The organism is Stenotrophomonas sp. SKA14 (assembly GCF_000158575.1).
GTDB lineage: Bacteria > Pseudomonadota > Gammaproteobacteria > Xanthomonadales > Xanthomonadaceae > Stenotrophomonas > Stenotrophomonas forensis.
In genome coordinates, this window is sequence record NZ_DS999412.1 from 242,659 (window position 1) to 268,885 (window position 26,227).

At 68.0% G+C, this 26,227-nt stretch carries 28 protein-coding genes; 7 read left to right on the forward strand and 21 right to left on the reverse strand.

The annotated features are described in order from the left end of the window. Positions 1–20: 20 nt before the first annotated feature. The 5 genes from SSKA14_RS01315 to SSKA14_RS01335 all read right to left on the reverse strand — a co-directional run bounded on the left by SSKA14_RS01315 (position 21) and on the right by SSKA14_RS01335 (position 3,106). On the reverse strand, positions 21–1,046 hold the full coding sequence (locus SSKA14_RS01315) for an NAD(P)H-dependent glycerol-3-phosphate dehydrogenase (protein WP_040006720.1): 1,026 nt from the start codon (positions 1,044–1,046) through the stop codon (positions 21–23). Positions 1,047–1,066: 20 nt separating this feature from the next. Further along, a complete protein-coding gene (gene secB, locus SSKA14_RS01320; protein WP_004153553.1) occupies positions 1,067–1,585 on the reverse strand; it encodes a protein-export chaperone SecB in 519 nt (172 codons plus the stop codon). Between the two features lie 100 nt (positions 1,586–1,685). Next, positions 1,686–2,123 (reverse strand): rhodanese-like domain-containing protein, encoded by a 438-nt coding sequence (locus SSKA14_RS01325; RefSeq protein ID WP_004153552.1) that lies wholly within the window; start codon positions 2,121–2,123, stop codon positions 1,686–1,688. Positions 2,124–2,180: 57 nt separating this feature from the next. After that, complete coding sequence (locus SSKA14_RS01330) at positions 2,181–2,606, reverse strand: hypothetical protein (RefSeq protein WP_004153551.1); 426 nt, start codon at positions 2,604–2,606, stop codon at positions 2,181–2,183. 32 nt (positions 2,607–2,638) lie between these two features. Then, positions 2,639–3,106: a YiiD C-terminal domain-containing protein gene (locus SSKA14_RS01335; protein WP_008266702.1), complete on the reverse strand. Its 468-nt coding sequence runs from the start codon at positions 3,104–3,106 to the stop codon at positions 2,639–2,641. A gap of 35 nt (positions 3,107–3,141) precedes the next feature. Here SSKA14_RS01335 and SSKA14_RS01340 point away from each other — a divergent pair, with 35 nt between their 5' ends. The 3 genes from SSKA14_RS01340 (at position 3,142) to SSKA14_RS01350 (ending at position 6,335) form a co-directional block, all read left to right on the forward strand. Further along, positions 3,142–3,951 (forward strand): uroporphyrinogen-III synthase, encoded by an 810-nt coding sequence (locus SSKA14_RS01340; protein ID WP_008267025.1) that lies wholly within the window; start codon positions 3,142–3,144, stop codon positions 3,949–3,951. Positions 3,952–4,055: 104 nt separating this feature from the next. Further along, positions 4,056–5,033: a uroporphyrinogen-III C-methyltransferase gene (locus SSKA14_RS01345; protein ID WP_008267186.1), complete on the forward strand. Its 978-nt coding sequence runs from the start codon at positions 4,056–4,058 to the stop codon at positions 5,031–5,033. 6 nt (positions 5,034–5,039) lie between these two features. Continuing rightward, entirely contained in the window at positions 5,040–6,335 is a 1,296-nt protein-coding gene (locus SSKA14_RS01350) for a heme biosynthesis HemY N-terminal domain-containing protein (RefSeq protein WP_008265107.1), read from the forward strand. 155 nt (positions 6,336–6,490) lie between these two features. Here the strand turns inward: SSKA14_RS01350 and SSKA14_RS01355 are convergent, their stop codons facing one another. Further along, positions 6,491–7,786 carry an acetyl-CoA C-acetyltransferase gene (locus SSKA14_RS01355; RefSeq protein ID WP_087944925.1) on the reverse strand — a complete coding sequence of 432 codons (1,296 nt, stop codon included), beginning with the start codon at positions 7,784–7,786 and terminating at the stop codon, positions 6,491–6,493. 93 nt (positions 7,787–7,879) lie between these two features. Between SSKA14_RS01355 and SSKA14_RS01360 the strand changes: the two genes are divergently transcribed. After that, entirely contained in the window at positions 7,880–8,767 is an 888-nt protein-coding gene (locus SSKA14_RS01360; protein ID WP_040006724.1) for a hypothetical protein, read from the forward strand. A gap of 121 nt (positions 8,768–8,888) precedes the next feature. Here SSKA14_RS01360 and SSKA14_RS01365 read toward each other — a convergent pair whose 3' ends face one another. The 13 genes from SSKA14_RS01365 to glnA form a co-directional block, all read right to left on the reverse strand. After that, the gene (locus SSKA14_RS01365) at positions 8,889–9,515 is read right to left on the reverse strand and encodes a superoxide dismutase family protein (protein ID WP_008266281.1); all 627 of its coding nucleotides are present in this window, start codon (positions 9,513–9,515) and stop codon (positions 8,889–8,891) included. Between the two features lie 31 nt (positions 9,516–9,546). After that, on the reverse strand, positions 9,547–10,116 hold the full coding sequence (locus SSKA14_RS01370) for a superoxide dismutase family protein (RefSeq protein ID WP_008267660.1): 570 nt from the start codon (positions 10,114–10,116) through the stop codon (positions 9,547–9,549). A 93-nt stretch (positions 10,117–10,209) separates the two neighbouring features. Further along, positions 10,210–11,658 (reverse strand): nitrogen regulation protein NR(I), encoded by a 1,449-nt coding sequence (gene ntrC, locus SSKA14_RS01375; RefSeq protein WP_008266278.1) that lies wholly within the window; start codon positions 11,656–11,658, stop codon positions 10,210–10,212. Further along, on the reverse strand, positions 11,651–12,712 hold the full coding sequence (locus SSKA14_RS01380; RefSeq protein ID WP_008268783.1) for an ATP-binding protein: 1,062 nt from the start codon (positions 12,710–12,712) through the stop codon (positions 11,651–11,653). The genes ntrC and SSKA14_RS01380 overlap by 8 nt, the downstream gene beginning before the upstream one ends. Before the next feature lie 81 nt (positions 12,713–12,793). Continuing rightward, a complete protein-coding gene (locus SSKA14_RS01385) occupies positions 12,794–13,108 on the reverse strand; it encodes a hypothetical protein (protein ID WP_008268793.1) in 315 nt (104 codons plus the stop codon). A gap of 83 nt (positions 13,109–13,191) precedes the next feature. Beyond that, positions 13,192–14,367: an MltA domain-containing protein gene (locus SSKA14_RS01390; RefSeq protein ID WP_008268555.1), complete on the reverse strand. Its 1,176-nt coding sequence runs from the start codon at positions 14,365–14,367 to the stop codon at positions 13,192–13,194. 128 nt (positions 14,368–14,495) lie between these two features. Further along, positions 14,496–15,242, reverse strand: a complete 747-nt coding sequence (locus tag SSKA14_RS01395; RefSeq protein ID WP_040009231.1) for an N-acetylmuramoyl-L-alanine amidase — start codon at positions 15,240–15,242, stop codon at positions 14,496–14,498. 53 nt (positions 15,243–15,295) lie between these two features. After that, positions 15,296–15,622 carry a hypothetical protein gene (locus tag SSKA14_RS01400; protein WP_157635902.1) on the reverse strand — a complete coding sequence of 109 codons (327 nt, stop codon included), beginning with the start codon at positions 15,620–15,622 and terminating at the stop codon, positions 15,296–15,298. 228 nt (positions 15,623–15,850) lie between these two features. Beyond that, positions 15,851–16,327, reverse strand: a complete 477-nt coding sequence (locus tag SSKA14_RS01405; protein ID WP_157635903.1) for a hypothetical protein — start codon at positions 16,325–16,327, stop codon at positions 15,851–15,853. Between the two features lie 215 nt (positions 16,328–16,542). Continuing rightward, the gene (locus SSKA14_RS01410) at positions 16,543–16,884 is read right to left on the reverse strand and encodes a hypothetical protein (RefSeq protein ID WP_008266969.1); all 342 of its coding nucleotides are present in this window, start codon (positions 16,882–16,884) and stop codon (positions 16,543–16,545) included. 447 nt (positions 16,885–17,331) lie between these two features. Then, complete coding sequence (gene amt / locus SSKA14_RS01415) at positions 17,332–18,759, reverse strand: ammonium transporter (protein WP_040006730.1); 1,428 nt, start codon at positions 18,757–18,759, stop codon at positions 17,332–17,334. 22 nt (positions 18,760–18,781) lie between these two features. Continuing rightward, the gene (locus SSKA14_RS01420; protein WP_004134334.1) at positions 18,782–19,120 is read right to left on the reverse strand and encodes a P-II family nitrogen regulator; all 339 of its coding nucleotides are present in this window, start codon (positions 19,118–19,120) and stop codon (positions 18,782–18,784) included. Between the two features lie 342 nt (positions 19,121–19,462). Continuing rightward, the gene (glnA, locus tag SSKA14_RS01425) at positions 19,463–20,872 is read right to left on the reverse strand and encodes a type I glutamate--ammonia ligase (RefSeq protein ID WP_004153533.1); all 1,410 of its coding nucleotides are present in this window, start codon (positions 20,870–20,872) and stop codon (positions 19,463–19,465) included. A 223-nt stretch (positions 20,873–21,095) separates the two neighbouring features. On the opposite strand from glnA, the gene SSKA14_RS01430 reads away from it, so the two are divergent. From SSKA14_RS01430 to SSKA14_RS01440, 3 genes are all read left to right on the forward strand, one after another. Further along, a complete protein-coding gene (locus tag SSKA14_RS01430) occupies positions 21,096–21,890 on the forward strand; it encodes an undecaprenyl-diphosphate phosphatase (RefSeq protein ID WP_040006734.1) in 795 nt (264 codons plus the stop codon). 73 nt (positions 21,891–21,963) lie between these two features. Continuing rightward, positions 21,964–22,791 carry an META and DUF4377 domain-containing protein gene (locus SSKA14_RS01435; protein WP_008266410.1) on the forward strand — a complete coding sequence of 276 codons (828 nt, stop codon included), beginning with the start codon at positions 21,964–21,966 and terminating at the stop codon, positions 22,789–22,791. Between the two features lie 146 nt (positions 22,792–22,937). Then, positions 22,938–23,399 carry an META domain-containing protein gene (locus SSKA14_RS01440; RefSeq protein ID WP_040009236.1) on the forward strand — a complete coding sequence of 154 codons (462 nt, stop codon included), beginning with the start codon at positions 22,938–22,940 and terminating at the stop codon, positions 23,397–23,399. A 124-nt stretch (positions 23,400–23,523) separates the two neighbouring features. Here the strand turns inward: SSKA14_RS01440 and SSKA14_RS01445 are convergent, their stop codons facing one another. Beyond that, positions 23,524–24,135, reverse strand: coding sequence for a YbhB/YbcL family Raf kinase inhibitor-like protein (locus tag SSKA14_RS01445; protein ID WP_008266999.1), 612 nt, complete (start codon positions 24,133–24,135; stop codon positions 23,524–23,526). Between the two features lie 10 nt (positions 24,136–24,145). Then, on the reverse strand, positions 24,146–26,215 hold the full coding sequence (locus SSKA14_RS01450) for a tetratricopeptide repeat protein (protein WP_008264448.1): 2,070 nt from the start codon (positions 26,213–26,215) through the stop codon (positions 24,146–24,148). Positions 26,216–26,227 lie beyond the last annotated feature (12 nt).

Here is a 26,227-nt window from a genome sequence, read left to right on the forward strand (position 1 = left end):
CATGGCCGGGGCTTTTCGATTCACTTGAACAGCGTGTCCGGATACTCCGGTTTCTGTTCCCGCGCCAGCAGCGCGCGCAGGCCTTCTTCGGGGGTCTGCTCACCGTGCAGCACGGCACGCACGCGGTCGGAGATCGGCAGGTCGATGCCATGGCGGCGCGCCTGTCGCATCACTTCGTCGGCGGTCTGCACCGACTCGACCACCTGGCCGATCTCGCGCACGGCATCCTGCAGCGTCTGGCCACGGCCCAGAGCCAGGCCCAGACGGCGGTTGCGCGACAGGTCGCCGGTGCAGGTCAGCACCAGGTCGCCGAGGCCTGCCAGGCCCATCAGCGTTTCCGGCTTGGCGCCGATCGCAGCGGCCAGGCGCAGCATTTCGTTGAGGCCCCGGGTGATCAGGCCGGCACGGGCGTTGAGGCCCAGCTGCATGCCATCGGCCACGCCGGTAGCCACGGCCAGCACGTTCTTCATCGCGCCGCCCAGCTCGGCACCGACCATGTCGTCGCCGGTGTAGGCGCGGAACGCCGGGCCATGCATCGCCTCGGCCACCGTCTGCGCGAACTCGGGCACGTCGCCGTGCACGGTGATCGCGGTCGGCAGGCCCTGGGTCACTTCCTTGGCGAACGACGGCCCGGTGACGACGGCCAGCGGCACGTCCTCACCCAGCACTTCGCGCGCCACTTCATGCAGGAAGCGGCCCGATCCGGGCTCGAAGCCCTTGGTGGCCCAGGCCACGCCGGCACCGGCCGGACGCAGCGGCGCCAGCGCACGCACGGTTTCACCGAATGCGTGCGACGGGGTCACCACCAGGATCCAGGCCGCGCCTTCCACCGCCGACGCCAGGTCGGTGGTGGCACGCAGGCTGTCCGGCAACGGAATGCCCGGCAGGTAACGCGGGTTCTCGTGGCGCTGGTCGATGGCTTCGACCACGGCCGCGTCGCGCCCCCACAGCACGGTCGGGTGACCGTGCCGTGCGAGCAGGCTGGCCAGCGAGGTTCCCCAGGAACCGGCGCCGAGCACGGCGATCTTGTCAGCGGTAGTGCTCATCCGTGACGTCGCAGCAGGGATCAGGCGTTGCCGGCCGGCTCGGAGTCAGCCAGCGACGGTGCGTCGCCCTGCTCCTGGCGCTGGCGCAGGGTTTCCGCGTACAGGCCTTCGAAGTTGATCGGCTGCAGGAAGAACGGCGGGAAGCCGCCGGCCTGGATCAGGTCGCTGACCAGCTGGCGCACGTACGGGAACAGGATGTTCGGGCACTGGGTGCCGAGCAGCACGTCGATCGACTGCGGGTCCAGGCCGACCAGGCCGAACACGCCGGCCTGCTTCACTTCGGCCACGTAGGCAGTGCGCTCGCCGGCCTGGCAGGTCAGGGTCACGGCCAGCACGACCTCGAAGGCGTTCTCACCCAGGCGCTGCACCTGCTGGTTCAGATTCAGCTGCAGCTCGGGCTGCACCTGGTCATTGAAGATGGTCGGAGCGTTCGGCGACTCGAAGGAGACGTCCTTGACGTAGATCTTCTCGACGGTGAAAGCGGGGCCGGTGGCGGCATCGACCGGCGCAGCGGCGCCGTTGGTGATCTCTTCGGACATTTCCAGTAACTCCAGGTGAATGCAATGAAAACGAGGGTCGAATTACTGCGATGGGGGCGGCATCAGGCCCATACAAGGCCGGATGCGCCACCTGCGGCAATCAGTTGCGGCCCTTGACCAGCGGCAGCTCGGCCTGCTGCCAGGCGGGAATGCCACCATCGAGCACGTAGACCTTTTCGAAACCAGCCTTCTTCAGCGCCTTGGCGGCGGTTTCCGAGGCGTTGCCGCTGCGGCATACCAGCACGACCGGCGACTGTTTGGCATTGGCTACCAGCTTGTTGTCCGGGCCGAAGGCACTGGCCTGGGCATTGCGGCTGCCGGCGATGTGGCCCTTCTCGAAGTCACCGCTGGCCGACAGGTCGACCACCACCGTGCCGCCCGCGTTCATCAGCTGGGTCAGTTCGGCGGGTTTGATGCCCTTGAAGCCCCGGAACAGGCGGCGGATCTCGGTGACGATGATGGCCACGGTCAGGCCGACCAGGGCCGCGGACAGCATCGGGTTTCGGCCTGCAAAGGCCAGCAACTCTTCGTAATTCACTCAGGTCACGGGTCGATTAAGCGGGCGCCGATTGTCGCACAAGCCGGACGCGGCCCGTCACTGCCCCTTCCACAGGTCCGGCAGGCCGGCCGACTGCCACCAGCGCTTGGCCTCCGGGTCCCAGCGCCAGCGCTCGACCACGACCACGGTGCGCTCGGCCTGGGTGTTCTGGTTGATCACCCCTATTTCGACGCGGCGCTCGACCTCGCCCCCTTCCAGCGAGGCGCTGCTGCGCTCGCGATAGGACGACACGCGCAGCTGCGCATAGCGGTTGAGCTCGAACTCGGTCGGCGGCTTTTCCTTGCGCAGCTTGGGGTCGAGGTAACCGATGGCATCGTCCATGCTGCCCCAGCGGATGGTCGCCCCGTAGGCGATCTGGGTCTCTTCCAGCAGCTTGCGCTGCTTGCGGCTGAGGTCGTCGGCGGAGGCCACGGCGCTGGCCAGCAGCAGGGAACAGATCAGGAACTGGATGAGGCGGCGCATCGGTGGATTCCCCAGAACGTCAGCCTGCCATCCTACCCTTTGGCGAAGGCAACGAAGCGACCACTGAACTCGGCAGCAGGCTTGCCATCGGCACCAGGCTGGGTGGCGATGATGCTGATGCGGGCCTTGCGGCGCTGGCGGAAGGTATTCAGGAAGGCGTCCCAGCCGCTCGCTTCGGCGGCTTCGGCATGGGCGTGCAGGTCTTCGTAGACCGGTGCCAGGTAGCGCAGGTTGCTGTCGGCCACGTAGACCTCGGCATCGTGGCCGGCCAGGCGCAGGCGCAGGCTGACCAGCGCCCAGCCGGACAGGGTCAGTACCGAGGCCAGGCTGCCGCCGAAGGCATTGCCCTTGTCGTTGACGTTGGCGGCCAGCGGCGCGGTGATGCGCAGCACGCCATCGGCATAGCCGTCGAGCTGGATCTGCATGGCGCGGACCGCTGGCATGCAGTCCAGTACGTCCTGCAGGGCGGCCAACGAGGAAGTCAGGGCATCAACGGACATCGGAGCAGCGACCACGACAACGAAGGGCCCGCATAATGCAGGCAATGGCCGACCATACGATACCCACTGGCGCCGCTGGCTCCGACGCGGCCTGGACCCTGATTTCACTGCGCCCGCAAGGCCAGCATGCGGCGCTGCGCCGCGCCGTTGCTGGGCTGGGCGGGCATGTGCTGGCCCTTTCACCGTGGCGGTTGCAGCGCCTGCACGGCACGCCCGTGGTGCGCCAGCTGCAACGCGCGCTGAACTGCGATCGCGTGGTGTTCACCAGCCCGGCTGCGGTTGCTGCGGCCGCTTCCCTGCTGACGCTGGTCGAGGCGCAACGCAGCCCGTGGCTGACGGTAGGCGAAGGCACCGCGCGCGCGCTGCAGGCACACGGCATTTCCGAGGTGCATGCACCACAGCGGATGGACAGCGAAGGCCTGCTGGCGCTGCCGGTACTGGCCAACGTGCAGGACCTGCGCATCGGCCTGGTGACCGCGCCCGGTGGCCGCGGCCTGATTGCCGCGCAGCTGCAGGCGGCCGGTGCCAGCATCGAACGCGCCGACGTCTACCAGCGGCGTCTGCTGCGCCTGGCGCCGCGCACGCTGGCGCGACTGGCACATTCAGCCTACCCGTGGATGCTGGCGGTCAGCAGTGGCGAAGCGCTGCAGCATTTCTGGCAGCAGCTTCCGCCGGCATTGCAGCAGCGCCTGCAGGCGCACGCGACCGCAGTGGTGGCCAGTGATCGCCTCGCTGAACAGGCACGGGCGCTGGGCCTGCAGCACGTGGTGCGCGCGGCCGGCCCCACCACCGCACAGCTGGTGGCGGCTGCACACGCCACGCTCACCGTCCCGGCAGCGACCTGAACAGGGACGTGGGTCACGCTTGCCGCTGCCGTCGGCAACAGTGATGCTGTGCACAACGCGGCCTGCCGATCCCCCACCGGCGACGGTGCCGACAAGGAAGCCCGATGAACGACACTCCGCCCGTTTCCCCACCCCGTCGCTCCGCACGCTGGCTGCTGCCGCTGGCCGGTGTGGCCGTGCTCGGCGCGGGCGGCTACGCGGGCTGGTACTTCTGGCAGCAGCAACAGAGCGAACAGGCGGCGCAGGCACAGACCACCGCGGTGCAGCTGCAGGGCCTGGAGGCCACGCTGGATGCGCTGCGCCGCGACCAGCGCGCGACCAGTCAGCGCCTGCAGGACGCGGCCACCACCAACCGCGTGCTGCGCGACGAGATGCTCGGCCTGTCCCAGCGCAGTGCACTGCTGGAAGAAAACCTGGCCAAGCTGGCCGACAGCGCTAACCAGGGCCGGCAGGCGGTGCAGCGCGACGAGGCCGAATTGCTGCTGACCCAGGCCGCGCAGCGCCTGAACTACGCCGACGATGTGGATGGCGCACGCCGCCTGTATGCCCAGGCCGCCACTGCGCTGGCCGATCTGCCCGACAGCGATGGCCTGAACCTGCGCCAGGCGCTGGTGCAGGAACGCGATGCACTGGATGCGCTCGGCGCCGGCCCGCGCGTGCAGTCGTTGCAGCGCCTGGATGCATTGGCCAAGGCCTTGCAGGGCCTGCCCTCGCAGGTGACCGGCAGCGCTGCGCCGCCTGCCGCCAGAGCCTGGTGGCAGGCCACGCTGGCACCGTTCGTGGACATCACCCCGAGCCGTCAGAACGGCCCGCTGACGGCTGCCGAACGCCGCAATGCCGACGATGCGCTGCAGCTGGAACTGACCCTGGCGCGCGCCGCGATCGAGCGCGGCGACCGCGCTGGCCGTGATACCGCGTTGGTACGCGTGGAGCAATGGGCGCAGCGGCGCTGGCCGGATTCACCGGCCCTGCGCGCACAACGTGCTGAACTGAAGGCCTTGCGCGAGCTTCCGCTGCAGGCCAGCAACACCGTTCTTGGCAGCACCCTGCAGCAACTGCGCACCCAGACCGACCGGAGGTAATCCCGCATGAAACCCCTGCAATCCCTGGTCGTGCTGTTGCTGGCCGTGGCCATCGGCGTGGTCGCCGCGCAATGGCTCGGCGCCGATGACCTCAACCGTTTCGGCGAAGTGATCCTGCGTTACGGCGGCTATGACTACCACAGCAACCTGCCGAAGGTCGCGTTGCTGGCGGTGATCGCGGTGCTGGTGCTGTGGCTGCTGTGGAGCCTGATCGCCGCACCGTTCCGGGCCTGGGGCCGCTACCGCCGCAAGCAGGGCCGGGTGCGCCTGATCGACGGCCTGCAGGCTTACGAGCACGGCCAGTGGCAGCGTGCGGAGAAGCTGCTGGACGGCGCCGCCAAGGACCCCGAAGTAAGCGCAGTGGCGCTGGCCAACGCCGTGCGCAGTGCGCAGGCACGGGCCGACGGCCCCGCCGGCGAAGCACTGCTGCAGCGCCTGGGCGAAAGCGATGCCACCCTGCAGGCGCTGCTGCGTGCCGAACAGCTGCTGGCCCGCGAGCTGCCGGTGGATGCGATCAACGCGCTGGACGTGGCCGCGATCCAGCCGCTGCCGCCGCGTGGCCTGTGGCTGCGCACCGAGGCACTGGCGCAGGCTGGGCGCGCACACGAGGCCTATGGGCAGCTGGGCGCGCTGCGGCAGAGCAAGGTGCTGCCGACCGACGCCAGCAGCGAACTGGAAGCACGCCTGGCAGCGCAGGCGCTGCTGGAAGCGGCCGACGTCAATGCGCTGGCCGCGCAGTGGGAAGCCACGCCGAAGGCACTGCGGCCGACACCGGACGTGGTGGGTGCCTATGCCAGCCGTGCGGTGGCCCTGAACTGGGATGAGCCGGCGCTGCTGGCGCTGGAACAGGCGTTGGACCAGCGCTGGGATGACGAACTGGTGGCGCTGTATGGCCGCCTCCCGGCCGAGCGCCTGGCCACCCGTCAGGCCAACCTGCAGCGCTGGGGCAACGTGCATGACGGCTCGGCCGCGCTGCGCCTGGCGCAGGGCCGCGTGGCACTGGCGCAGCAGCAGTGGGATGCCGCCGACGCGTTCCTGCATGAGGCGATCGCCAGTGGCGCCGGGGCACCGGCATGGGAAGCGCTGGGTGAACTGTTCGCCCAGCGTGGCGAGCACGCACTGGCCGCGCAGTGCCTGGCCAATGCGCTGCGCCTGCAGCGCGGCGAGGACAGCGTGGCGCTGCTACGCGGCAGCGAAGCGCCGCTGCGTGCCACGGTGGAAGAGCAGCCGATTGCGGTGCAGCCGCCGGTGTATGACGCCAATGAAGAGCGCGACGAGTTCGGTAATCCGCGCTTGCCCTGATCGGTAGTGCCGGCCGCTGGCCGACACCCACCGGCGAATCTGGCACCGTGCCAAGCAAGCTTGGCACCCACCAGAGCAACCATCCGGGCAACAACAAAAACGCCGCCCATCGGGCGGCGTTTTTGTAGGTAGATCCACGCCATGCGTGGATGCGATCAGCGTTCGACGATCGCCACCACGCCCATGCCGCCGGCGGTGCAGATCGAGACCAGCGCGCGGCCACCGCCGCGTTCGGCCAGCTGCTTGGCGGCGGTGGCGATCACGCGTGCGCCGGTGGCGGCGAACGGGTGGCCGGTGGCCAGCGATGAACCCAGCAGGTTGATCTTGTCCGGGTCGATGCGGCCCAGCGGTGCATCCAGGCCCAGGCGGTTACGGCAGTAGTCCTCGCTCTCCCACGCACGCAGCGTGCACAGCACCTGCGCGGCGAAGGCTTCGTGGATCTCATAGATGTCGAAGTCCTGCAGGGTCAGGCCATTGCGCTTGAGCATCTCCGGCACGGCGATGGTCGGCGCCATCAGCAGGCCTTCGCCATGCACGAAGTCCACCGCCGCCACGTGCGCATCGCGCAGGTAGGCCTGCGGCTCGTGGCCGTGCGCGCGCGCCCACTCTTCGCTGGCCAGCAGCACCGCAGCGGCACCGTCGGTCAGCGGCGTGGAGTTGGCGGCGGTCAGCGTGCCGCGGCCGGACACCTTGTCGAACGCCGGCTTCAGCGTGGCCAGCTTTTCCAGCGACGTATCCGGGCGCAGGATGTTGTCACGCTCGACACCACGGAACGGAGCGATCAGGTCGTTGAAGAAGCCGCGCTCATAGGCCGCGGCCAGCTTCTTGTGCGAGGACACCGCCCACTCGTCCTGCGAGTCGCGCGAGATGTTCCATTCCTTGGCCATGTCCTCGCAATGGTCGCCCATGCTCTTGCCGGTGCGCGGCTCGGCCACGCCCGGGAATTCGGGCTTCAGTTCGGACAACTTGAAGCCGGAGGTGAGCGCGCGGATCTTGTCACCGGTGCTCTTGGCGCGGTTGGCAGCCAGCAGGCGCGCGCGCAGCTTCTTGCCGTAGACGATCGGCACGTCGGACGTGGTGTCCGAACCACCGCCGATGCCCGATTCGATCTGGCCCAGCGCGATCTTGTTGGCCACGGTGATGATGCTGTCCAGCGAGGTGCCGCAGGCGCGCTGCAGGGTGATGCCCGGGGTCAGCGGCGACAGGCCGGAGGACAGCGTGGCTTCGCGGCCCAGGTTCCAGTCGCTGGAGTGCTTGATCACCGCACCCATCGCCACTTCACCGAGCTGCTGGCCGTGCAGGCCGAAACGTTCGACCAGCGCGCCCAGCGTACGGACCGACATGCCGAGGTTGCCGACATCCGAATACGCGGTGTTCTGGCGGCAGAACGGAATGCGGACGCCACCGAGGATGGCGACGGGACGAGCGTTGGGCATGGAGATACCTGGCATGGATGAGGGTGTCTGCAACATGGCCTGCACGACGGAGCAGGCATAATGGAGCCAAGTGTAGCTGCCGCCCTGTGATGGGCCAACCGTGGAACCATGAGCAAACCCGACCCTGCGATGAATGCCCTTGGCGTGCTGGCCCTGGAACTGGCCGGCGGCGAAATCCCCCGCCAGGCGGTACTCAGCGCCGAACAGGCCGGTGAACTGGCCGAACGCGTCGGCCGCGACCTGTCCAAGCTGGTGCCACAGGTAGCCGAGCTGGACCTGGTGTTCGCCGCCGCGCATTTCGACCCGGCCGAAGTACTGCGCCCGGGCTGGCCAATCCACCGCCGCCTGGAAGAACTGCAGATGCGTGCGCCGGGCCGCAACCAGGGCCCGCGCCTGCTGGCGTTCGGCACCGATGCCAACGGCGACGTGCCGCTGCCGTTCCAGGCCGATGCCAGCCTGGTGGGCGGTGGCCTGCGCGTGGTGCCGTTCCTGCTGACCGGCAGCGATGTGGCCACCACCAACGCGGTCGCCAATGCGTTGGAGGAAACGCTGCTGGCCAACGGCATGGCGCATGCCGACACCGCACTGATGGCGCAGAACACCTTCGGTGCCCGCATCGAGCATGCGCGCTATTTCACCGTGAACGACCTGGCTGCGATGATGTCGATGCAGTACGACAACCAGGGCCTGGCCGCGCTGTGGCCGCTGATCGAGACCGCGATCATGGCGCCGGGCGAGGACGAGTGGCTCAACGCCGCGCCCGAGCCGCTGCTGCGCTACACCCATGGCGAGGCGCGCATGGCGCTGTTCGATCCGGCCGGCTGGTGCGCGCACTACAACCACAGCAACAACGACTGCGACCGCCTGAAGGGCATCTACGAGCAGTTCCTGATGCGCCAGCGGCAGATGGCCGCGGTGCTGGAAGCGCACGGCGTGCCGGTGCTGTTCGTGCACTGCGAGGCCGGGCAGGACGCGCGCGAGCTGCTGGCGCGCTGATGGTAGTGCCGGCCGCTGGCCGGCACCCCCCGGATCTGCGATTGCCGGCCAGCGGCCGGTACTACCGATCAGGAAAAACGCCGGCTTGTGCCGGCGTTTTCCGTTTGCAGCAAAAGCGTCCTTACGGCGCCTTCTTGATCACCGCACACGCCAGGCGTGCACCGGCATTGCCGGTCGGCTGGGTCTTGTAGTCGTCCGCGTCGGCGTGGACGATCAGGCCGCGGCCGATGATGTCGAAGTCATCACCCTTGCCGATGTTGACGTTGCTCGACACCGGGCCATCGATGGTGGCCACGCCCTTGTCGTCGGCCTTGATGTTGGGCATGTCGCCGCCGTGGTGCGGATCGGTGGCGACGTTGCCGTGATCCTGGTGGCCCGGGTTGAAGTGGCCGCCGGCGCTCATGCCGTCCGGCGCGCTGCAGTCGCCCTTCTCGTGGATGTGGAAGCCGTGCTCGCTGCCCGGCTTCAGGCCGGTGATCTGGCCGGTCACGTGGACCTTGCCGTCGACCACCTTGAAGGTGACGCTGCCCTTGGCCTCGTTGCCCTGGGTCGGCGCCAGTTCGGCGGTGGCCGACGCATCGGCCGCGGGTGCAGCTGTCGGTGCCGGGGTGGCCGCCGGTTCGGTGGTGGCTCCCTCGGCCGGAGCGGCCGGCGGGGTTTCAGCCTGGGGCGCGGCGGGCTGCTGGCCGCAGGCCGCCAGGCCCAGCGCGGTAATGGCGGCAAACAGCGAAGTGTGGATCAGACGCATGCAATCTCTCCCTGGATGGAGCCTGCAGTGATCAGCGGACAACCCGGATCACGCCACAGGCAATGCGGACGCCGGCATTGCCGGCGGGCTGGCTGCGATAGTCGTCGGCGTTGGCATGCACGACCAGTGCACGTCCGGCGACATCGGTGGCGGCGCCTCCGCCAAGGGTAACCCCCTTGAGGTGGATATCGACGTTGGCGCGGCCCTGGGCGTCGGCACGCAGGTTATCCATGTCGCCCAGGTGGTGCTTGCCGGTGCCGGCGCGGCCATGCGCGGCGCCACCGGGATTGAAGTGGTTGCCGGCGCTGCTGGCATCCACGGCACTGCAGTCGCCGCGCTCGTGGATGTGGAAACCGGCCTGCTGCATCGGCTGCAGGCCACCGATCAGGCCGGTGATGTGGATGCCACCGGGCTCCACCATCAGCGCGATGCGGCCACTGACAATGCTGGCCGAGGCCGGCGACAGATTGGCCTCGGCCTGCTTGGCGGCGCTGACCACGTTCGGCGGCGGTGGGGTGGGCTCGGCCTTCTTCGGTGCACTGCCACAGGCAGACAGCAGCACGGCGGCGGACAACGGCAGGATGGCAAAGGACAGGCGCATCGAAGACTCCTTGCAGATAACACTAAGGACGGCATCGTCCATGAACGATCAACGGTTCGGCAAGCAGGCGCGAGGATCGCGTGCAGGGACCGTTCAATGGCCCCCGCGGCGGCGCCCGGCGCCCAGCTTGCGGGTCAGGGTATTGCGGCCGAGGCCCAGGCGGGCAGCGGCTTCGGCGCGGCGGCCATGGGTGATCTGCAGGGCGGCCTCCAGCAGCGCATGGTCGACCCGCTCGCGCACCTGCGCGTGCAGCCCTTCCACGCCTTCGGCCAGCTGCCGGCGTGCCCATTCGGCCAGCAGCGCTTCCCACTGCCCCGGGTCGGCCGTACTGGCACTGCTGCGGCGGCCGCGTGCACGGTTCAGCGCGGTATCGACATCGGCCACGCCGATGGTGTCTGCAGCGGCCAACGCGGCCATCCGCCAGCACACGTTCTCCAGCTCACGTACATTGCCCGGCCACTCGTGCTCGCGCAGCGCCTGCAGGGCCGCAGCAGTCAGGCGCTTCGGCGGTGTATCAAGCTTGCGTGCGGCGGCGGCCAGGAAGGTGCTGGCCAGCTGCGCGATGTCCTCGCGGCGCTCGCGCAGCGGCGGCAGCTGCAGGCGCACCACGTCCAGGCGGTGCAGCAGATCGGCGCGGAACCTGCCCTGCGCGACCAGCCCTTCCAGATCCTGGTGGGTGGCGGCGACCACACGTACATCGACGCGGATCAGCTCGCGGCCACCGACACGGAAGAACTCGCCCTGGGCCAGCACGCGCAGCAGGCGGGTCTGCAGCGGCAACGGCATGTCACCGATCTCGTCGAGGAACAGTGTGCCGCCGTTGGCCTGCTCGAAGCGGCCGATATGGCGGCGCTGCGCACCGGTGAAGGCGCCGGCTTCGTGGCCGAACAACTCGCTTTCCAGCAGTTCGGCAGGGATCGCCGCAGTGTTGAGCGCGACGAACGGACCCTGCGCGCGCGGCGACTCGCGATGCAGTGCATTGGCCACCAGCTCCTTGCCGGTGCCGGTCTCGCCGGTGATCAGCACCGCCAGCGGCGCCTGTGCCAGGCGACCGATGGCGCGGAAAAGTGCGCGCATCGGCGGGGTATCGCCCACCAGTTGCGGCGGCTGGTCGCTCGGCGTTTCGGCAGCGGGCGTGGGCGTTGCCATGGCCGGTGCCACCGCCGGCAGCACGCGTTGCGCCAGCGCCACCGCATCGTCCAGGTCGAATGGCTTGGACAGGAATTCATGCGCGCCACCGCGGAACGCCCCGGCGGTGCTGGCCACATCGGTGTAGGCCGACATCACCACCACCGGCAGCTGCGGCAGCGCGCCCTTGAGCTTGTCCAGCAGCACCAGGCCGTCGTCACCCGGCATGCGCACGTCGGTGAACAGCAGCGCCGGCGGCGGACCCTCGCCCAGCGCCTGCAACGCTGGCGCGGCGCTGTCGAAATCAACGACCTCGTAGCCCGCTTCGCGCAGCGCGGTGCACAGCACGAAGCGCACGGCGCGGTCATCGTCGACCACCCAGATGCGTTGTGCGGCGGTGGAGAAGTCAGACATCGCGCGGGGCCTCCTCGGCCGGGGCGGCGCCATTGCCGATCGGCAGCAGCAGGGTGAACACGGTATGGCCCGGGCGCGAGCGGTAGGTCAGCGTGCCGCGATGCTCGCGCGCCACCTGCTGGGCCAGCGCCAGGCCCAGGCCGGTGCCTTCGGCGCGGCCACTGACCAGCGGCAGGAACAGGTGTTCGGCCAGCTCCTCCGGCACGCCCCGGCCGTCGTCGGCGATCTCCAGGCGCAGCGCCAGCGTGTGCAGCTGTTCGGCGATGCGCACGCCGTGCTCCACGCGGGTGCGCAGGGTGATGCTGCCGGCGCCGGCCTGGATCGCGTTGCGCACCAGGTTCCAGACCGCCTGGGTGAGGCGGTCGGCGTCGCCATGGAATTCGGGAATGCTGGGGTCGTAGTCGCGCTGCAGGCGTACCGCCCAGCCGGCCTCGTTCTCGGCCAGGCGCAGCACGCGCTCCAGCGCGGCATGGATGTTCAGTTCGGCATGCGGCGCAGCCGGGGCCGGCGACAGCAGCTGGTCGAGCAGGCCGTTGAGGCGCTCGATTTCCGAGCCGATCAGCTCGATCAGCTCACGTTCGCTGGCATCGCGCTGGGCCGCGCGGCGGGCCAGCAGCTGGGCCGCACCCTTCAGGCCGGCCAGCGGGTTGCGCAGCTCGTGGGCCAGCCCCTTCAGCGCCGCGCTCAGTGCGCTGGGCAGGGCCTGGGTGGGATCGAGCCCAGGGAACTCATCGACCGGGTGCGCCTCCAGCAGCCAGCCGCCATCGTCGCGGCGGCTCATCCAGCCCTCGGCGAAGCGCGGCGCCTCGCCGGGCACGGCCAGCGCCAGCCGGTTCAGGCGGAGGCTGTCGCGCTCGTCACGGGCCAGGAAATGGGCCAGGGCCTCGCCCTGCACTTCCAGTGCGGCCAGCGGTCGACCCAGCAGGCGCCGCGCGCTGACGCCCAGCCAGCGGGCGAAGGCCGGATTGCAGCCGGCAATGCAGCCATCGGCGCCGGCCCAGGCCAGCGGCGTGCCCAGGGCATCGAGGGACGGCGGGGGTGCGGGGTCGGACATTGCACCAATGTAGTGCAAAACGCGGGCCCGGGGTCAGAGCCCTTTCCCTGCGGAAAGGGACCCGATCCCGGGTGGGCAGCGTTACACCGGGTAGCCGGTGGCTTCCCGGGCCTTCTTCCATGCGCTTTCGAATTCGCGCGCGGAGATCTCGTCGTCTTCGTCGAAATCCAGGAACGACACCGGCTGGTCGGCCAGCAGGAAGCGGTCGTCGCTGTGGGCATGCTCGTCGGCCCAGACCATCTTGGTGCCGTAGATCTCCACCTGGCGCACGATCTTCTCGCCTCGCGCTTCCATCAGCACGTTGCCCTTGCCCAGGCCCGATTCGGCCCAGTGCTTGTAGTACTTCTTGGCGGCGGATTTCGCGCCGGATCTTGCGTTGTGCTTTGCGTAGGTCATTGCAGGGGTCCTGGCCGCAGGTGCGGCCGGAAAGTTCGGAATGGCGCCATTATCAGGCATCCAGGGGTCAGATCCCTGCCAACCTACTGCGGCAGCGCTACGCCCTTCGGCCACAGCATCCAGATGTTGCCCTTCTGCTTCATGTCACCGGCCAGCTTGCCGGCGGCATCGCCACTGCCCCAGTACAGGTCCGCGCGCACTTCGCCGGCAATGGCGCCGCCGGTGTCCTGCGCAGCCACCGGGCGCACCACGGGCGTGCCGTCCGGGCGGGTGGTGGACAGCCACAGCAGGCTGCCCAGCGGCACCACGGTGCGGTCCACCGCCACGCTGTAACCGGCGGTGAGCGGCACGTTCAACGAGCCACGCGGGCCTTCCGGGCTGTCCGGGTTGCGCACGAAGAACACGTAGCTGGGGTTGCTGCGCAGCAGTTCCGGCACGCGCGCGGGGTTGGCCCGGGCCCAGGCACGGATCGCGTCCATGGTGACGTCTTCCTTCTTCAGTTGGCCCTGGTCGACCAGCCAGCGTCCGATGGCGCGGTAGGGGTGGCCATTCTGTTCCGCATAGGCCAACCGTACCTGCGTGCCGTCAGCCAGGCGCACCCGGCCGGAGCCCTGGATCTGCAGCAGCTGCAGGTCCATCGGGTCGGTCAGCCAGGCCAGCACCGGGGCCTTGGCCCCTTTGCTGGCAATCGTGCCGGCGTCGTCATACGGCTTGAGCACCTTGCCGTCGACACGGCCGCGCAGGCGCTTGCCCTTCAACTCGGGGTAGAGGCTGTCCAGCTGCACCACGACCAGGTCATCGGGCGTGCCGTACACCGGCACCGTCGCGGTGGCCGTGCGGGTGAGGCTGCCGGCGTAGATCGGTTCGTAGTAGCCGGTGATCAGGCCATCGGCCTGGTGGCCCCCGGCGCGCAGCGCGTAGACATCGAGGTCGCGCTGCAGGAACTGGCGGATCGCGGCCGCGTCCTTGTCTGAAACCGCCGCTGCCGTGGCGCAGGGCCTGGCCCAGACCGCATCGGTCTTCAGGCGGGTGCAGCTGCTGCGCCAGGCAACGAAGCCAGCCTGCAGATCGCCGTCGGAGACCGGCGGCAGCGCGCTCCACGCCGCCTTGGCATAGGTGGCCGCTGGCGGGGTGGGTGCCGGCGCTTCGGATCCGGATCCGGATCCAACACGGGGGGCAGTGGTGGCGCAGCCAGCGAGCACGGCCAACGCAACAAGGCTCAGGCACGTGCGGTTCAGAGGGGCGATGACGTCTTTCATAGCCCCAATGTAGAGGAATTGGCGCGGTGCCGGATCCTTCCGGCACCTGGCATACGCCCTCCCTTCAGCGTCCGCCGCCGCCCAGCAGGTCGCAGCGCCGGGCGTCGCCCGGTGCCTGCGGCTATGGATCAGGGCATCTGCAGCAGCAGCGAATGCAGGATGCGGGCGTCTTCGGCATCCAGCATCTTCGGCAGGTCGTCGCGGCCACGGAAGCGGCGGTGGAAGGCGGCGACGGTGGCTTCGCGGTTGTCCAGCGGATAGCCGAAGCGGGCCAGCGCGTTCCACGCATCGAAGCCTTCCGGTGCGGCACCATCGGCGGCGCGCGGCCAGACGCCGAAACCGGCCTCGGCCAGCTGTTGCCACGGGAAGAAACGGCTCGGGTCCTGCTTGCGCGTCGGCGCCAGGTCGGCATGGCCGATCACCTGCCGCGGCGGAATGTTCAACCGGGTGGTGAGATCGCGCAGCAGCACGATCAGCGATTCGATCTGCGCCGCACTGAATGGGCTGCGGCCATCATTGTCGAGCTCGATGCCGATCGAGGCTGAATTGAGATCGGTGATGGTGCCCCAGCGCCCGGCCCCTGCGTGCCAGGCGCGGCGCTCATCGGCCACCAGCTGGTAGCGATGACCATCGGCACCGATCAGGTAGTGCGCACTGACCGGCCCGCCGCTGTTGGCAGTGCGCAGCGTATGCAGGCTCTGCTGCACCGATTTCTGTTCGGTGTGGTGGATGACGATGATGACCGGCGTGCGCGCGTTCTGGTTGGGTGACGGCACCCAGGTGGCGAGCGGGTTGTGCTGCATGGGCACGGTGGCGGTGCAGGCCGTCAGGGCCAATGCCAGCACTGTGGAAACCAGAAGGCGGGGGCTGATCATGGGCAGAGTGTAACCATGGACCGCGGCCATCGCTCGGCCAGCCAGCGTGCCGCTCAACCCCGGAAGAACGACAGGTTGTACAGGAACAGGCCCCAGACCACGGTCGCGAGTGGGATCTCGAAGAATGCGGATCGGTGCCGCAGCGCCATCCGGATGAACATCACCACGGTCAGTATGGGCTGCCCGAAGAAGCAGACCCAGAAGAGCGCCTCTACACCCGGCACAGCGGACAACTCGTAGATTCCGAGGGAGTTGCCGGTGTTCCGGTTGAAAGTGACCGCCCCCCAAAGGGCGAGCAGGAAAAGCCAGGCCAGTGCACTGGCGCTCGACAGAAGCACGCCCCATCCCTTCGTCACACTACCCGCGTTGCTCACATTCATTGCCTGCCACGTTGATTGGACCCCACGGAGGTGTTGCAGAACGAAGCACCTGCTACACCTGGGCCTGCGTCGGGTCGACGATGCCGAACCGGAAGCCTGTGTCGGACGCTGGAAGATGCCCGTGCAGGCCATCCGGGTCTTCTGAATACTCGGCCTGGACTCAATCCAGTGCGTGTAGCACGGTCTCAAGGTTGGCACCGACTTCAACCTCAAGGAACAGCGAAATGCTCATCGCCAAACCTTCACGCGCTGCAGCACGTTGATGTCGTCTTGAGTGTGGGTCAGCTTGGCATTGCCGTGGCCCTGGATCGATGTCTTGAAGCAGGCATCGGAGATCCCGAGAGGGCCGCACTCATCATCAGTGAAGAATCGGGTATCCAGATCCTGAGCGGGCTCCATTCCTCCATACACAGCGCGCGCACCAGTCAACAACTTCAATTTCAGGAAATGCCGATGGAGCATGGGCATGGCCACGCCAGCATTCGACCAATCCATATCGAATGAAAGATCGATGCTTGCCAGCCCGTCGAACCTGAAGACGCGAATCAGCAACGTGGGAATATGGACGGCAGATCCCAACCTGAAGTCATTGATCACCTGGACCAGGCACGAACTGCACGCGAACTCATCGAAATTTCCGGCAAGCCAGTCGCCAATCGCTACCGGGTCGCCATGCACCTCAGTCTGCGAAACAGACTCAGCCATGCACCCGATCGATTCCAGCATCGTGGACATGTGATCCCAGGGGATAGCCTCCATGACAATCTCAAACGAGTCACGCACCATTTGATCCCTTGAACCGTCCATCCATGTTCAACTCAGCCCCTTACCGCCTGCAAGCCTCTTCTCAAGGAATGTGATACCGGCGTCATTTGTCGCAGGCTGATCCCACCTGACTCCTCCTGCCCCCGAAAGAGTAGCTAGTAGGAAGTGAAATGCGTCGCGGAAAGACCAGAAAGAGCCAACGAAGAAACAATCAAACAAAGCTCAAGACGCCCGCAACGGCGGTACCACATGAAGCGCACCATCGCCACGAGGCTCATGACGGGCAACATGACCAGTCCAGCGATGAGGATGTGGTTGATCGAGCTCTCTAGTAGATCGCATGCAAAGAGTGTCACCCCGTGCATCTGGCCACAACCGCGGAAGGTGATTCCGAATACGAAGTTGAGGAAGACAATCGCCCATGCGATCAGGCACGCCGACCAGATGGATAGATACACGCCCTTCAACACGTAGATACCGCCACGCATCTTGTCCATTTCCCATGTGCTGACGTGATTGCCTCAACGGCCCCTCTGCCAGCGGGCACTCCCGAATGGCACTCTGCAGGAATTCCTGAGGGTCATGCTCCGCCATCCGGATGATTCGTGGCGCCGGGCACGCCCCCGCGACGCGGCTGCGTGCGTTGCGTCCCTGTTCCACGATGCTTTTCCCTGCAGATGGCTGCCAGACCGGCGAAGAACCGGTCGGAAGAGGCAGCACTTTAAGGGAATCGCGTTACGGGAAACAGAGCCGCCGGGCGGCGACCGCGAGGCGTTCAACGCAAAAGTGTGAAGCCCGACGAAGGGCATTCTGCTGCCGGCCTGCGTGTGGACTCTGCCCCGAGTGGGCCGTCGCGTCAGCAGGTGCCCGCGATGCAAGGTGATGCCGGCAATCCCCCCACCGCCACGGGCAGTGGGAGGACGCCGTTGAAACCGTGAAGCCGGTCAGGCCTCGTAGGCCGATTCACCATGCGAAGTGACATCCAGGCCGGTGCGCTCCGCTTCTTCGGTCACGCGCAGGCCGACCACGCTGCGCACCACCAGCAGGATCAGCGTGGTCACCACCGCCGACCACAGCACGGTGAGGCCAACGCTGACCACCTGCACCCACACCTGATGGGCGATATCCAGATCAGCCTTGGTGCCGCCCAGCGACTGTGCGCTGAACACACCGGTAAGGACCGCGCCGACGATGCCGCCGACACCGTGCACACCGAACACGTCGGCGGTGTCATCCACCTTCAACAGGCGCTTGAGACCGGTCACACCCCACACGCAGACCACGCCGGCGACGAAACCAATCACGATCGCGCCGAGCGGGCCGACCGTACCGCAGGCCGGAGTGATGCCAACCAGGCCAGCCACCGCACCCGAGGCGGCGCCCAGTGCCGACGGCTTGCCCTTGCCGATGGCTTCCACCAGCGTCCAGCCCAGCACGGCAGCGGCGGTGGCCAGTACGGTGTTGAGGAAGGCCAGCGAGGCGACAGTGTCGGCGGCAGCCGCGGAGCCGGCGTTGAAGCCGAACCAGCCCACCCACAGCAGCATTGCGCCGATATAGGTGAACGGCACGTTGTGCGGCTTCAATGCGGTCTGGCCATAGCCCAGGCGCTTGCCGACGAACCACGCAGCGACCAGACCGGCCACGCCGGCATTGATGTGGACCACGGTCCCGCCGGCGAAGTCGATCGCACCCAGTTCACCGAGGTAGCCACCACCCCAGACGATGTGCGCCATCGGGATGTAGCTGAGGGTGAACCACAACGCCGAGAACAGCAGCACCGCGCGGAACTTGATGCGCTCGGCGAAGGCACCGACGATCAACGCGGTGGTGATGCCGGCGAAGGTCGACTGGAAAGCGACGAACAGGTAGTCCGGCAGGCCCTTGATCGGCGTGTTGCCGACCGACTCGGGCGTGAAGCCCTTGAGGAAGGCGAATTCAGTGAACGAGCCGAAGAACGGATTGCCGGCGCTGAACACCGCGCTGTAGCCATAGGCCACCCACAGCAGCAGCACCAGTGAGAACACCACCAGGATCTGGCTGAGGATCGACAGCACGTTCTTCGAGCGCACCAGACCACCGTAGAACAGGGCGAGGCCCGGTACCACCATCAGCAGCACCAGCAGGGTGGAGGTGAGCATCCAGGCAACGTCACCATGGTCGAAGGCGGGAGCCGCAGCCTCGGCGCTGGCCGGTGCAGCGGCAACCGGTGCCTGCAACGGTTCGACCGCCACGCTTTCGCTCGGCAGCGGTGACACCTGGGCCTGGGCGTGGGCACTGCCCGGCCATGCACCGGCGGCCAGCGCGCTGAGCAGCATCAACAGGCACACGATATGGAACCGGGCTTGCCACCCGGTGAGAAGGCGCATCTTCATGGGGGAATCTCCGGAAGGGGGATTACAGCGCGTCGGCACCGATCTCGCCGGTGCGGATGCGGATGACCTGTTCGACGGCGGTGACGAAGATCTTGCCGTCACCGATCTTGCCGGTGCCTGCCGACGACTGGATCGCCTCGATCACCGCATCGGCACGCTCGTCGGTGACCACGGTTTCGATCTTGATCTTGGGCAGGAAGTCGACGACGTACTCGGCGCCGCGATACAGCTCGGTGTGGCCCTTCTGGCGGCCGAAGCCTTTCACTTCGGTCACGGTGATGCCCGACACGCCTGCGTCGGAGAGGGCCTCGCGGACCTCGTCGAGCTTGAACGGCCGGATGATGGCGGAGATCAGTTTCATGCGCATGTCCCGAGGGTGGATGGGGCCAGCGCGCCAGCGCGCGTTGGCATCAGGCAACCACGGGCCATCAGGATGATGGCCGTGGCTGTTGCACCGGACACGTACAGGGCCGGGACGGCCGTGCCTCTCTCCTTGCACGACCGACGCGGGAGGGAGGGCGGCCCTGGTCGCGTATCCGGTCTCTCTTGCCCCTGCTTCAGCGGACTGACAGTCCGCTCTACCGCAGCGGGCCAGCGGCCCGCTCTACCACGGCAGACCGGGCCCGCCGCGCGGCTCCCCAGCCGCGAAGTCGGAAGCGATGGCGGCGGGTGGGAGGGGGGAGCCCACCGCCATCGCCACCGGTCAGCTGGCGTAGTACAGCTGGTATTCCAGCGGGTGGGTGGCCGCGCGGAACTTGGTCACTTCCTGCATCTTCAGCGCGATGTAGCCGTCGATGAAGTCATCGCTCATCACGCCGCCGGCCTTCAGGAACTCGCGGTCCTTGTCCAGCGCTTCCAGTGCCTGGTCCAGCGAGGAGCACACCTGCGGGATCAGCTTCTCTTCTTCCGGCGGCAGGTCGTACAGGTCCTTGTCGCTCGGTGCGCCCGGGTCGATCTGGTTCTTGATGCCGTCCAGGCCGGCCATCATCAGCGCGGTGAAGGTGAGGTAGCCGGACTGGATCGGATCCGGGAAGCGCATTTCGATGCGGCGCGCCTTCGGGTTGGACACCCACGGAATGCGGCACGAGGCCGAACGGTTGCGGGCCGAGTAGGCCAGCATCACCGGGGCTTCGTAGCCCGGTACCAGGCGCTTGTAGCTGTTGGTGCCCGAGTTGGCGAAGGCATTGATGGCCTTGGCGTGCTTGAAGATGCCGCCGATGTACCACAGCGCCAGCTGGCTCAGGCCGCCGTAGCCGTCACCGGAGAACAGGTTGGTGCCGCCCTTGGACAGCGACTGGTGCACGTGCATGCCGCTGCCGTTGTCACCGACGATCGGCTTGGGCATGAAGGTGACGGTCTTGCCGTTGCGGTGCGCGACGTTCTTGATCACGTACTTCATGCGCAGCAGTTCGTCGGCCTTCTGCACCAGGGTGCTGAACTTGGTGCCGATCTCGCACTGGCCGGCGGTGGCCACTTCGTGGTGCTGCACTTCCACTTCGATGCCGACCTGTTCCAGCGTCTTGCACATCTCGGCGCGCAGGTCGTGCAGGGTGTCGGTCGGCGGAACCGGGAAGTAACCGCCCTTCACGCCCGGGCGGTAGCCGCTGTTGGCGCCGTCGTACTTGGCACCGCTGTTCCACGCCGCTTCTTCCGAGTCGACCTGGAAGAAGGTGTGGCCCATTTCATTGGCGAAGCGGACCGAGTCGAAGATGAAGAATTCCGGCTCCGGGCCGAAGAACGCGGTTTCGGCGATGCCGGAGGACTTCAGGTAGGCCTCGGCGCGCTTGGCGATGCCGCGCGGGCAGCGGCCGTACGGCTGCATGGTGGCCGGGTCGAGGATGTCGCAGCTGATCACGATGGTCGGATCGGCGTAGAACGGGTCGACGTAGGCGCTGGCGGTATCCGGCAGCAGCACCATGTCCGATTCGGCGATGCCCTTCCAGCCGGCGATCGAGCTGCCATCGAACATCTTGCCTTCTTCGAACAGCGACGGCTCGACGATGCTGACCGGGAAGGTCACGTGCTGCTCGACACCACGCATGTCGACAAAGCGCAGGTCGACGAACTCGATCTGGTTGTCCTTGATCAGCTTTTCTACGTTTTCCACGGACATCGGTACGACCTCGGATGGGGATGAATGCCTGCTGAGGTACAGCAACGACCGTGCCAACTTTTCAATGACTGCAAGTCATTGATTTCAAACAGGGCGCCCCGTCGCGGTGCAGAACGGTGCGCACCAAACGGGTGCGCCCGCCACCAGACGCACCCGTTTGGTGCAGCAGGGATCGTCTATCCTCTCGACCTTCTTCCTTCCGCCGCGCGTGCACGCACCGTCCATGTCCGACCTGCTCTCCGCCCTGCTGCTGGGCATCCTCGAAGGCCTCACCGAATTCCTGCCGATCTCCAGCACCGGCCATCTGCTCATCGCCCAGCACTGGCTGGGGGCCCGCTCGGACTTCTTCAACATCGTCATCCAGGCCGGCGCGATCGTGGCCGTGGTACTGGTGTTCCGCCAGCGCCTGCTGCAGCTGGCCACCGGCTTCAACCAGCGCGAGAACCGCGACTATGTGTTCAAGCTGGGCGCCGCCTTCCTGGTCACCGCCGTGGTCGGCCTGGTGGTGCGCAAGGCGGGCTGGTCGCTGCCGGAAACCGTGACCCCGGTGGCCTGGGCGCTGATCATCGGCGGTGTCTGGATGCTGCTGGTGGAGGCCTATACCGCGCGCCTGCCCGACCGCGACCAGGTGACCTGGACGGTGGCGATCGGCGTAGGCCTGGCGCAGGTGGTGGCCGGTGTATTCCCGGGCACTTCGCGTTCGGCCTCGGCGATCTTCCTGGCCATGCTGCTGGGCCTGAGCCGCCGTGCGGCCGCCGCCGAGTTCGTGTTCCTGGTCGGCATTCCCACCATGTTCGCCGCCAGCGCCTACACCTTCCTGGAAATGGCCAAGGACGGAAAGCTGGGCAGCGAGAACTGGACCGACGTGGGCGTGGCCTTCCTTGCCGCTGCCGTCACCGGCTTCGTCGTAGTGAAGTGGCTGATGGGCTACATCAAGTCGCACAGGTTCACCGCCTTCGCCATTTACCGCATCGCGCTGGGCGCGGCGCTGCTGCTGTGGTTGCCGTCCGGCAGCTGAACAGCGCCGGGGCCCGGCAACCCCGTTGCCGGCCCCACCCCGTTTCCCCCACGGTTCCCCAAGGAGAATCACCATGAACCGCAAGCTCACCCTGCTCCTCCCGCTGGCCCTGATGGCCGCCTGCAGCCAGACCCCGGCCCCGGCCGGCACCGGCGGCGACGACGTGGCCCCGGCCGCAGCGAAGGCGGCGGACCAGCAGACGCTGGCGCACCTGGATGCGCAGCGCCTGCAGAGCCAGCATTGGCTGCTGCAGCAGGCCACCGCCGCCGACGGCAAGCGCATCGATGCGCTGTTCGCCCGCGAAGACAAGCCGGTCACCCTGGACTTCGCGGATGGCCGCCTGTCGGTCAGCAACGCCTGCAACCACATGGGCGGCAGCTACAGCCTGGCCGATGGCAAGCTGACCGTGGGCGCGATGGCGTCGACCATGATGGCCTGCACCGACAAGGCGCTGATGGCGTTGGACGAGGCCGTGTCGAGCCGCCTGCAGGGCGAGCTGAAGGCCACGCAGGATGCCGACGGCAAGCTGACCTTGACCACCGCCAAGGGCGACGTGCTGGTGTTCAACCCGGAACCGACCGCTGAAACCCGCTACGGCGGCGCCGGCGAAACCGTGTTCCTGGAAGTGGCCGCCAGGACCGAGAAGTGCTCGCACCCGCTGATCCCGGACTACCAGTGCCTGCAGGTGCGTGAGGTGAAGTTCGACGACAAGGGCCTGAAGCAGGGCGAGCCGGGCAAGTTCGAGAACTTCTACGGCAACATCGAGGGCTACACCCACGAAGACGGCGTGCGCAACGTGGTGCGCGTGAAGCGCTACGAAGTGAAGAACCCGCCGGCCGATGCGCCGTCGCAGGCGTACGTGCTGGACATGGTGGTCGAGTCGGCCGTCGAGAAGAAGTAAGACGACAGAAGGGCGGCCGAGAGGCCGCCCTTCTTCATGGTGGGTGGGGTAGAGCCGGCCGCTGGCCGGCTGCCCCGGGGGCGCCGCCAACACACGGATGGTGCCGGCCAGCGGCCGGCACTACCCAGATGCATCGGGAGATCGGCATGAAGCACGTCCCCGTCCTCATCATTGCGGCACTGCTGGCCATGTCTGCGGATGTGGCCGCTGCCAGCACGCCCAGCACCGATTGGCTTGAAGCACACCGGTGGCAACTGGCGCGCGCCACCGACGCGCAGGGCCGGCGCATTGACGCGTTGTTTGTCCCGGGCCACGCGCCCTACACGCTGCGCTTCCGGTCCGGTTTCATGGGCGAGTTGAACCTGTGCAACCACGCCAGCAGCCAGTACCAGCTGCAGGGCAACCACTTGATCCTGCGCAACGGCGTGCAGACCACGGCCGAGTGCATCGATCCGAAAATGGCCACGCAGCAGAAGCGCGCGGGAATGCTGATGCACGGTAAAGGGTCCGCGCCGATGCTCGAGCTGGGCGAGCGGGGCACGCTGACGGTGCGCAACGCGCAGGGCGATACCGCGGTGTTCGAACCCGCATCGCCGCCGGAGGAATGAAAAGGGCGGCCGGGTGGCCGCCCTTCTCGTCGGGGGTAGAGCCGGCCGCTGGCCGGCTGCCATGGGCGAATGCGGCAACACACGGACGTTGCCGGCCAGCGGCCGGCACTACCCGACAACAGCCTCAGCCCAGCGCGGGGTTCAGCGTGTAGGTTCCGTGCAGTGCCGCTTCGGCCAGCACGTGGCCGTGCATGGCTCGATACGCGTCGGCAGCGGTGAAGCGCTGCGGCAGATCCAGCGAGGCCACGTCCAGCGCAAATACGCGGAAGAAGTAGCGGTGCACGCGCTCGTCGTTGAACGGCGGGTACGGACCGTCGTAGCCCAGGTAGTCGCCGGCCATGTCCGGATTGCCGGCAAACCAGCCGGTGAAGTCATTCAGGCCCTGGCGGCTGCCGTCCGGGCCGGCCGGCGCGGGCTTGCCCTTCACCACGAAGCCGTCGCTGCAGCTGCCGGCGGCAATCTCCTGCACCGTGGCCGGGATATCGGCCATCACCCAGTGCACGAAATCGCAGCGCGGCTGGTCACGCGGCACGCTCATGTCGCTGCGGCCGACCGTCTCCGGCACGGTCGGCACGTCCGGGTCCACGCACACCAGCAGGAACGAACGGGTGCCGGCCGGCGCCCCGCTCCAGGCCAGGTGCGGGTTGCGGTCCGGGGCGAAGCCGTTGGCGTCGCCGGCGGCGAACTCGCGGTCGATCGGCGCGCCGTGGGTCAGGCTGTTGCTGCTCAGTTGCATTGCACTCTCCTCACTCTTCCGGGTAACCCAGGCGCACCGCAACCGGGGTGAGCTGGGCGAAGGCGGCGCTCATCACGTCGCGGTAGTTGCGCCAGTGGCCGGGCGGCAGGCGCGGAGCGCCCAGCTGCGCAGCCGGCGGCATCGGCCGCTCGAACAGGCGGCCCAGCAGTTCGGCCATCGCATGCGGGTCGTTGCCGATCTGGTCGATGCGCAGCAGCACGTGCGGATACAGGTCTTCCTCGTGCAGCGTGGCGACCTGGGCCAGCGCGCGCGTCAGCCATTCGCTGGCTTCGGCCAGCGAGGTCATCGCCAGCGGTGCAGCGGCACCGTAGGCCACCCAGTCCAGCAGCATGTCGCGCGGATCACGCAGCACCAGCAGCAGGCGACCCTGCGGCAACTGCGGGCGCAGCGCCCACAACAGGGCGTTGTCCCACCACAGCAGCCAGTCGATCACGGTGTCGCTCTGCAGGCCACGCGCCGGCAGCTGTTCGCGCCAGCGCTGCACCAGCCGCTCCGGCGTCAGCACACCCGACGCCAGGTCCTGCAGCGTGTTGAAGTTCTGGAAGGCGTCATCAGGTGGCGTGTTGGTGTAACGGTCGCTGCGCAGCACCGGGCTGGCGGCGGCCAGGCCGGTCGCCACACGCTCCACGCCCGAGCCGGGTGCGCCCCACAGGAAGATCGGTGCGGAACTGGCATCGCCATCGATGCTGCCCTTGTCCGGCCAGCTCGGCGGTGCCTTGGCCTGCGGCGGCAGCGGCAAGCGCTGCGGCGCCTGTTCGGCCTGCAGCGACATCCAGGTGCGCAGCGCTTCCTGCGGCTGCCCGGCGCGATCCTGGATCTCGCCAAGCCAGGTCCGCAGGTCGGCGCGGTGGGCCTCCGGTGCCTGCTCGATCAGCGCCTGCACGCGCGCTACCGCCGCGGCCGGGTCGCGCTGCAGCAGCCCTTCGACCAGCCGGGTTTCGCCGCTGACGCGGCCCGGTTCCAGGCTGACGATGCGCTCGGCGATCGCCTCGGCCTGCGCGCGCTCGCCCACCATGTCGTGCAGGCGCAGGCGCGCTTCCAGCGCCGGCAGATGCGCCGGCATCGCCGCCATCCAGCGCTCGACGGCCGCCACTGCGCCTGCGCTGCCGACCTGCTCGATGGCCAGCCGCGCCAGCCACACGTCGTGCAGCTGGTCATGGGCTTCCAGCACGGCATCCAGGCGTGCGCGCGCTTCATCCTCGCGGCCCAGGCGCTGCCACGACATCAGCAGCAGCTGCAGCACCTGGCGGTCTTCCGGCTGGGTGTCCAGCAACGGCAGCAGATGGTCCAGCGCCTGCAGCGGCTGGCTGTTGCGCAGCGCCAGTTCGCCAGCCAGGCGACGCATCGCCGGCACGTCCAGCTCCGGCTGCTGCAGGGCGACCTGCACAGCTTCGGCTGCAGCCGGCACGTTGCCCTGGCGCAGCGCCAGCTGCACCACCAGGCCGTGCAGCGAGGACAGTGACGGGTTCAGTTCCAGCACGCGGCGGAACGACTGCTCGGCAAACGCCAGCATGTCCTTGCCCAGATAGGCGAAGCCCAGTGCGTACAGCACGCGGGTATCGTCCGGCAGCGCCTTGCTGGCGGCCGACAGCAACGCCAGCGCGCGGTCGGCATCGCCACGGCGCAGCGCGACCATGCCATCGATGGTCAGCAGTTCCGGATGCTCCGGTTCCACGCGCCCGGCCAGGGTCGAGAGGCGCTGGGCTTCGTCGAAGTCGTTGCGGCCGATCGCCAGGTGCGCCTGCATCAGGTAGGCGGAGAAGGCGTTCGGATCCAGCCCGGTGGTACGCAGCAGCGCCTCGTCGGCGCCTTCGAACTGGCGCAGTGCCAGCAGCAGGCCGGCGTGCTGCAGGTGCAGCTGGGCGTCGTCCGGGGCCAGCCGCAGCGCCTGCTGCAGGGCCTCCATCGCGGCTTCGGCGTTGCCCTGCTGCTGCAGCGCAAGCGCCAGCCAGCGGTGGGCATCGGCCAGGCCGGGTTCGTCACGGGTCCACGCCTGGGCCAGCTGCACGGCCTGGTCGGCCTGGTTCTGGCGCAACGCTTGGATGATCTGGTCTTGCATGGCAGTCCGCTT

What these genes read in the sequence shown, in the direction of transcription:
- SSKA14_RS01315 (WP_040006720.1), bottom strand. Translation starts at nt 1,046, where the DNA reads ATGAGCACTACCGCTGACAAGATCGCCGTGCTCGGCGCCGGTTCCTGG.
- secB (WP_004153553.1), bottom strand. Translation starts at nt 1,585, where the DNA reads ATGTCCGAAGAGATCACCAACGGCGCCGCTGCGCCGGTCGATGCCGCC.
- SSKA14_RS01330 (WP_004153551.1), bottom strand. Translation starts at nt 2,606, where the DNA reads ATGCGCCGCCTCATCCAGTTCCTGATCTGTTCCCTGCTGCTGGCCAGC.
- SSKA14_RS01335 (WP_008266702.1), bottom strand. Translation starts at nt 3,106, where the DNA reads ATGTCCGTTGATGCCCTGACTTCCTCGTTGGCCGCCCTGCAGGACGTA.
- SSKA14_RS01340 (WP_008267025.1), top strand. Translation starts at nt 3,142, where the DNA reads ATGCAGGCAATGGCCGACCATACGATACCCACTGGCGCCGCTGGCTCC.
- SSKA14_RS01345 (WP_008267186.1), top strand. Translation starts at nt 4,056, where the DNA reads ATGAACGACACTCCGCCCGTTTCCCCACCCCGTCGCTCCGCACGCTGG.
- SSKA14_RS01350 (WP_008265107.1), top strand. Translation starts at nt 5,040, where the DNA reads ATGAAACCCCTGCAATCCCTGGTCGTGCTGTTGCTGGCCGTGGCCATC.
- SSKA14_RS01355 (WP_087944925.1), bottom strand. Translation starts at nt 7,786, where the DNA reads ATGCCAGGTATCTCCATGCCCAACGCTCGTCCCGTCGCCATCCTCGGT.
- SSKA14_RS01360 (WP_040006724.1), top strand. Translation starts at nt 7,880, where the DNA reads ATGAGCAAACCCGACCCTGCGATGAATGCCCTTGGCGTGCTGGCCCTG.
- SSKA14_RS01365 (WP_008266281.1), bottom strand. Translation starts at nt 9,515, where the DNA reads ATGCGTCTGATCCACACTTCGCTGTTTGCCGCCATTACCGCGCTGGGC.
- SSKA14_RS01370 (WP_008267660.1), bottom strand. Translation starts at nt 10,116, where the DNA reads ATGCGCCTGTCCTTTGCCATCCTGCCGTTGTCCGCCGCCGTGCTGCTG.
- ntrC (WP_008266278.1), bottom strand. Translation starts at nt 11,658, where the DNA reads ATGTCTGACTTCTCCACCGCCGCACAACGCATCTGGGTGGTCGACGAT.
- SSKA14_RS01380 (WP_008268783.1), bottom strand. Translation starts at nt 12,712, where the DNA reads ATGTCCGACCCCGCACCCCCGCCGTCCCTCGATGCCCTGGGCACGCCG.
- SSKA14_RS01385 (WP_008268793.1), bottom strand. Translation starts at nt 13,108, where the DNA reads ATGACCTACGCAAAGCACAACGCAAGATCCGGCGCGAAATCCGCCGCC.
- SSKA14_RS01390 (WP_008268555.1), bottom strand. Translation starts at nt 14,367, where the DNA reads ATGAAAGACGTCATCGCCCCTCTGAACCGCACGTGCCTGAGCCTTGTT.
- SSKA14_RS01395 (WP_040009231.1), bottom strand. Translation starts at nt 15,242, where the DNA reads ATGATCAGCCCCCGCCTTCTGGTTTCCACAGTGCTGGCATTGGCCCTG.
- SSKA14_RS01400 (WP_157635902.1), bottom strand. Translation starts at nt 15,622, where the DNA reads ATGAATGTGAGCAACGCGGGTAGTGTGACGAAGGGATGGGGCGTGCTT.
- SSKA14_RS01405 (WP_157635903.1), bottom strand. Translation starts at nt 16,327, where the DNA reads ATGGCTGAGTCTGTTTCGCAGACTGAGGTGCATGGCGACCCGGTAGCG.
- SSKA14_RS01410 (WP_008266969.1), bottom strand. Translation starts at nt 16,884, where the DNA reads ATGGACAAGATGCGTGGCGGTATCTACGTGTTGAAGGGCGTGTATCTA.
- amt (WP_040006730.1), bottom strand. Translation starts at nt 18,759, where the DNA reads ATGAAGATGCGCCTTCTCACCGGGTGGCAAGCCCGGTTCCATATCGTG.
- SSKA14_RS01420 (WP_004134334.1), bottom strand. Translation starts at nt 19,120, where the DNA reads ATGAAACTGATCTCCGCCATCATCCGGCCGTTCAAGCTCGACGAGGTC.
- glnA (WP_004153533.1), bottom strand. Translation starts at nt 20,872, where the DNA reads ATGTCCGTGGAAAACGTAGAAAAGCTGATCAAGGACAACCAGATCGAG.
- SSKA14_RS01430 (WP_040006734.1), top strand. Translation starts at nt 21,096, where the DNA reads ATGTCCGACCTGCTCTCCGCCCTGCTGCTGGGCATCCTCGAAGGCCTC.
- SSKA14_RS01435 (WP_008266410.1), top strand. Translation starts at nt 21,964, where the DNA reads ATGAACCGCAAGCTCACCCTGCTCCTCCCGCTGGCCCTGATGGCCGCC.
- SSKA14_RS01440 (WP_040009236.1), top strand. Translation starts at nt 22,938, where the DNA reads ATGAAGCACGTCCCCGTCCTCATCATTGCGGCACTGCTGGCCATGTCT.
- SSKA14_RS01445 (WP_008266999.1), bottom strand. Translation starts at nt 24,135, where the DNA reads ATGCAACTGAGCAGCAACAGCCTGACCCACGGCGCGCCGATCGACCGC.
- SSKA14_RS01450 (WP_008264448.1), bottom strand. Translation starts at nt 26,215, where the DNA reads ATGCAAGACCAGATCATCCAAGCGTTGCGCCAGAACCAGGCCGACCAG.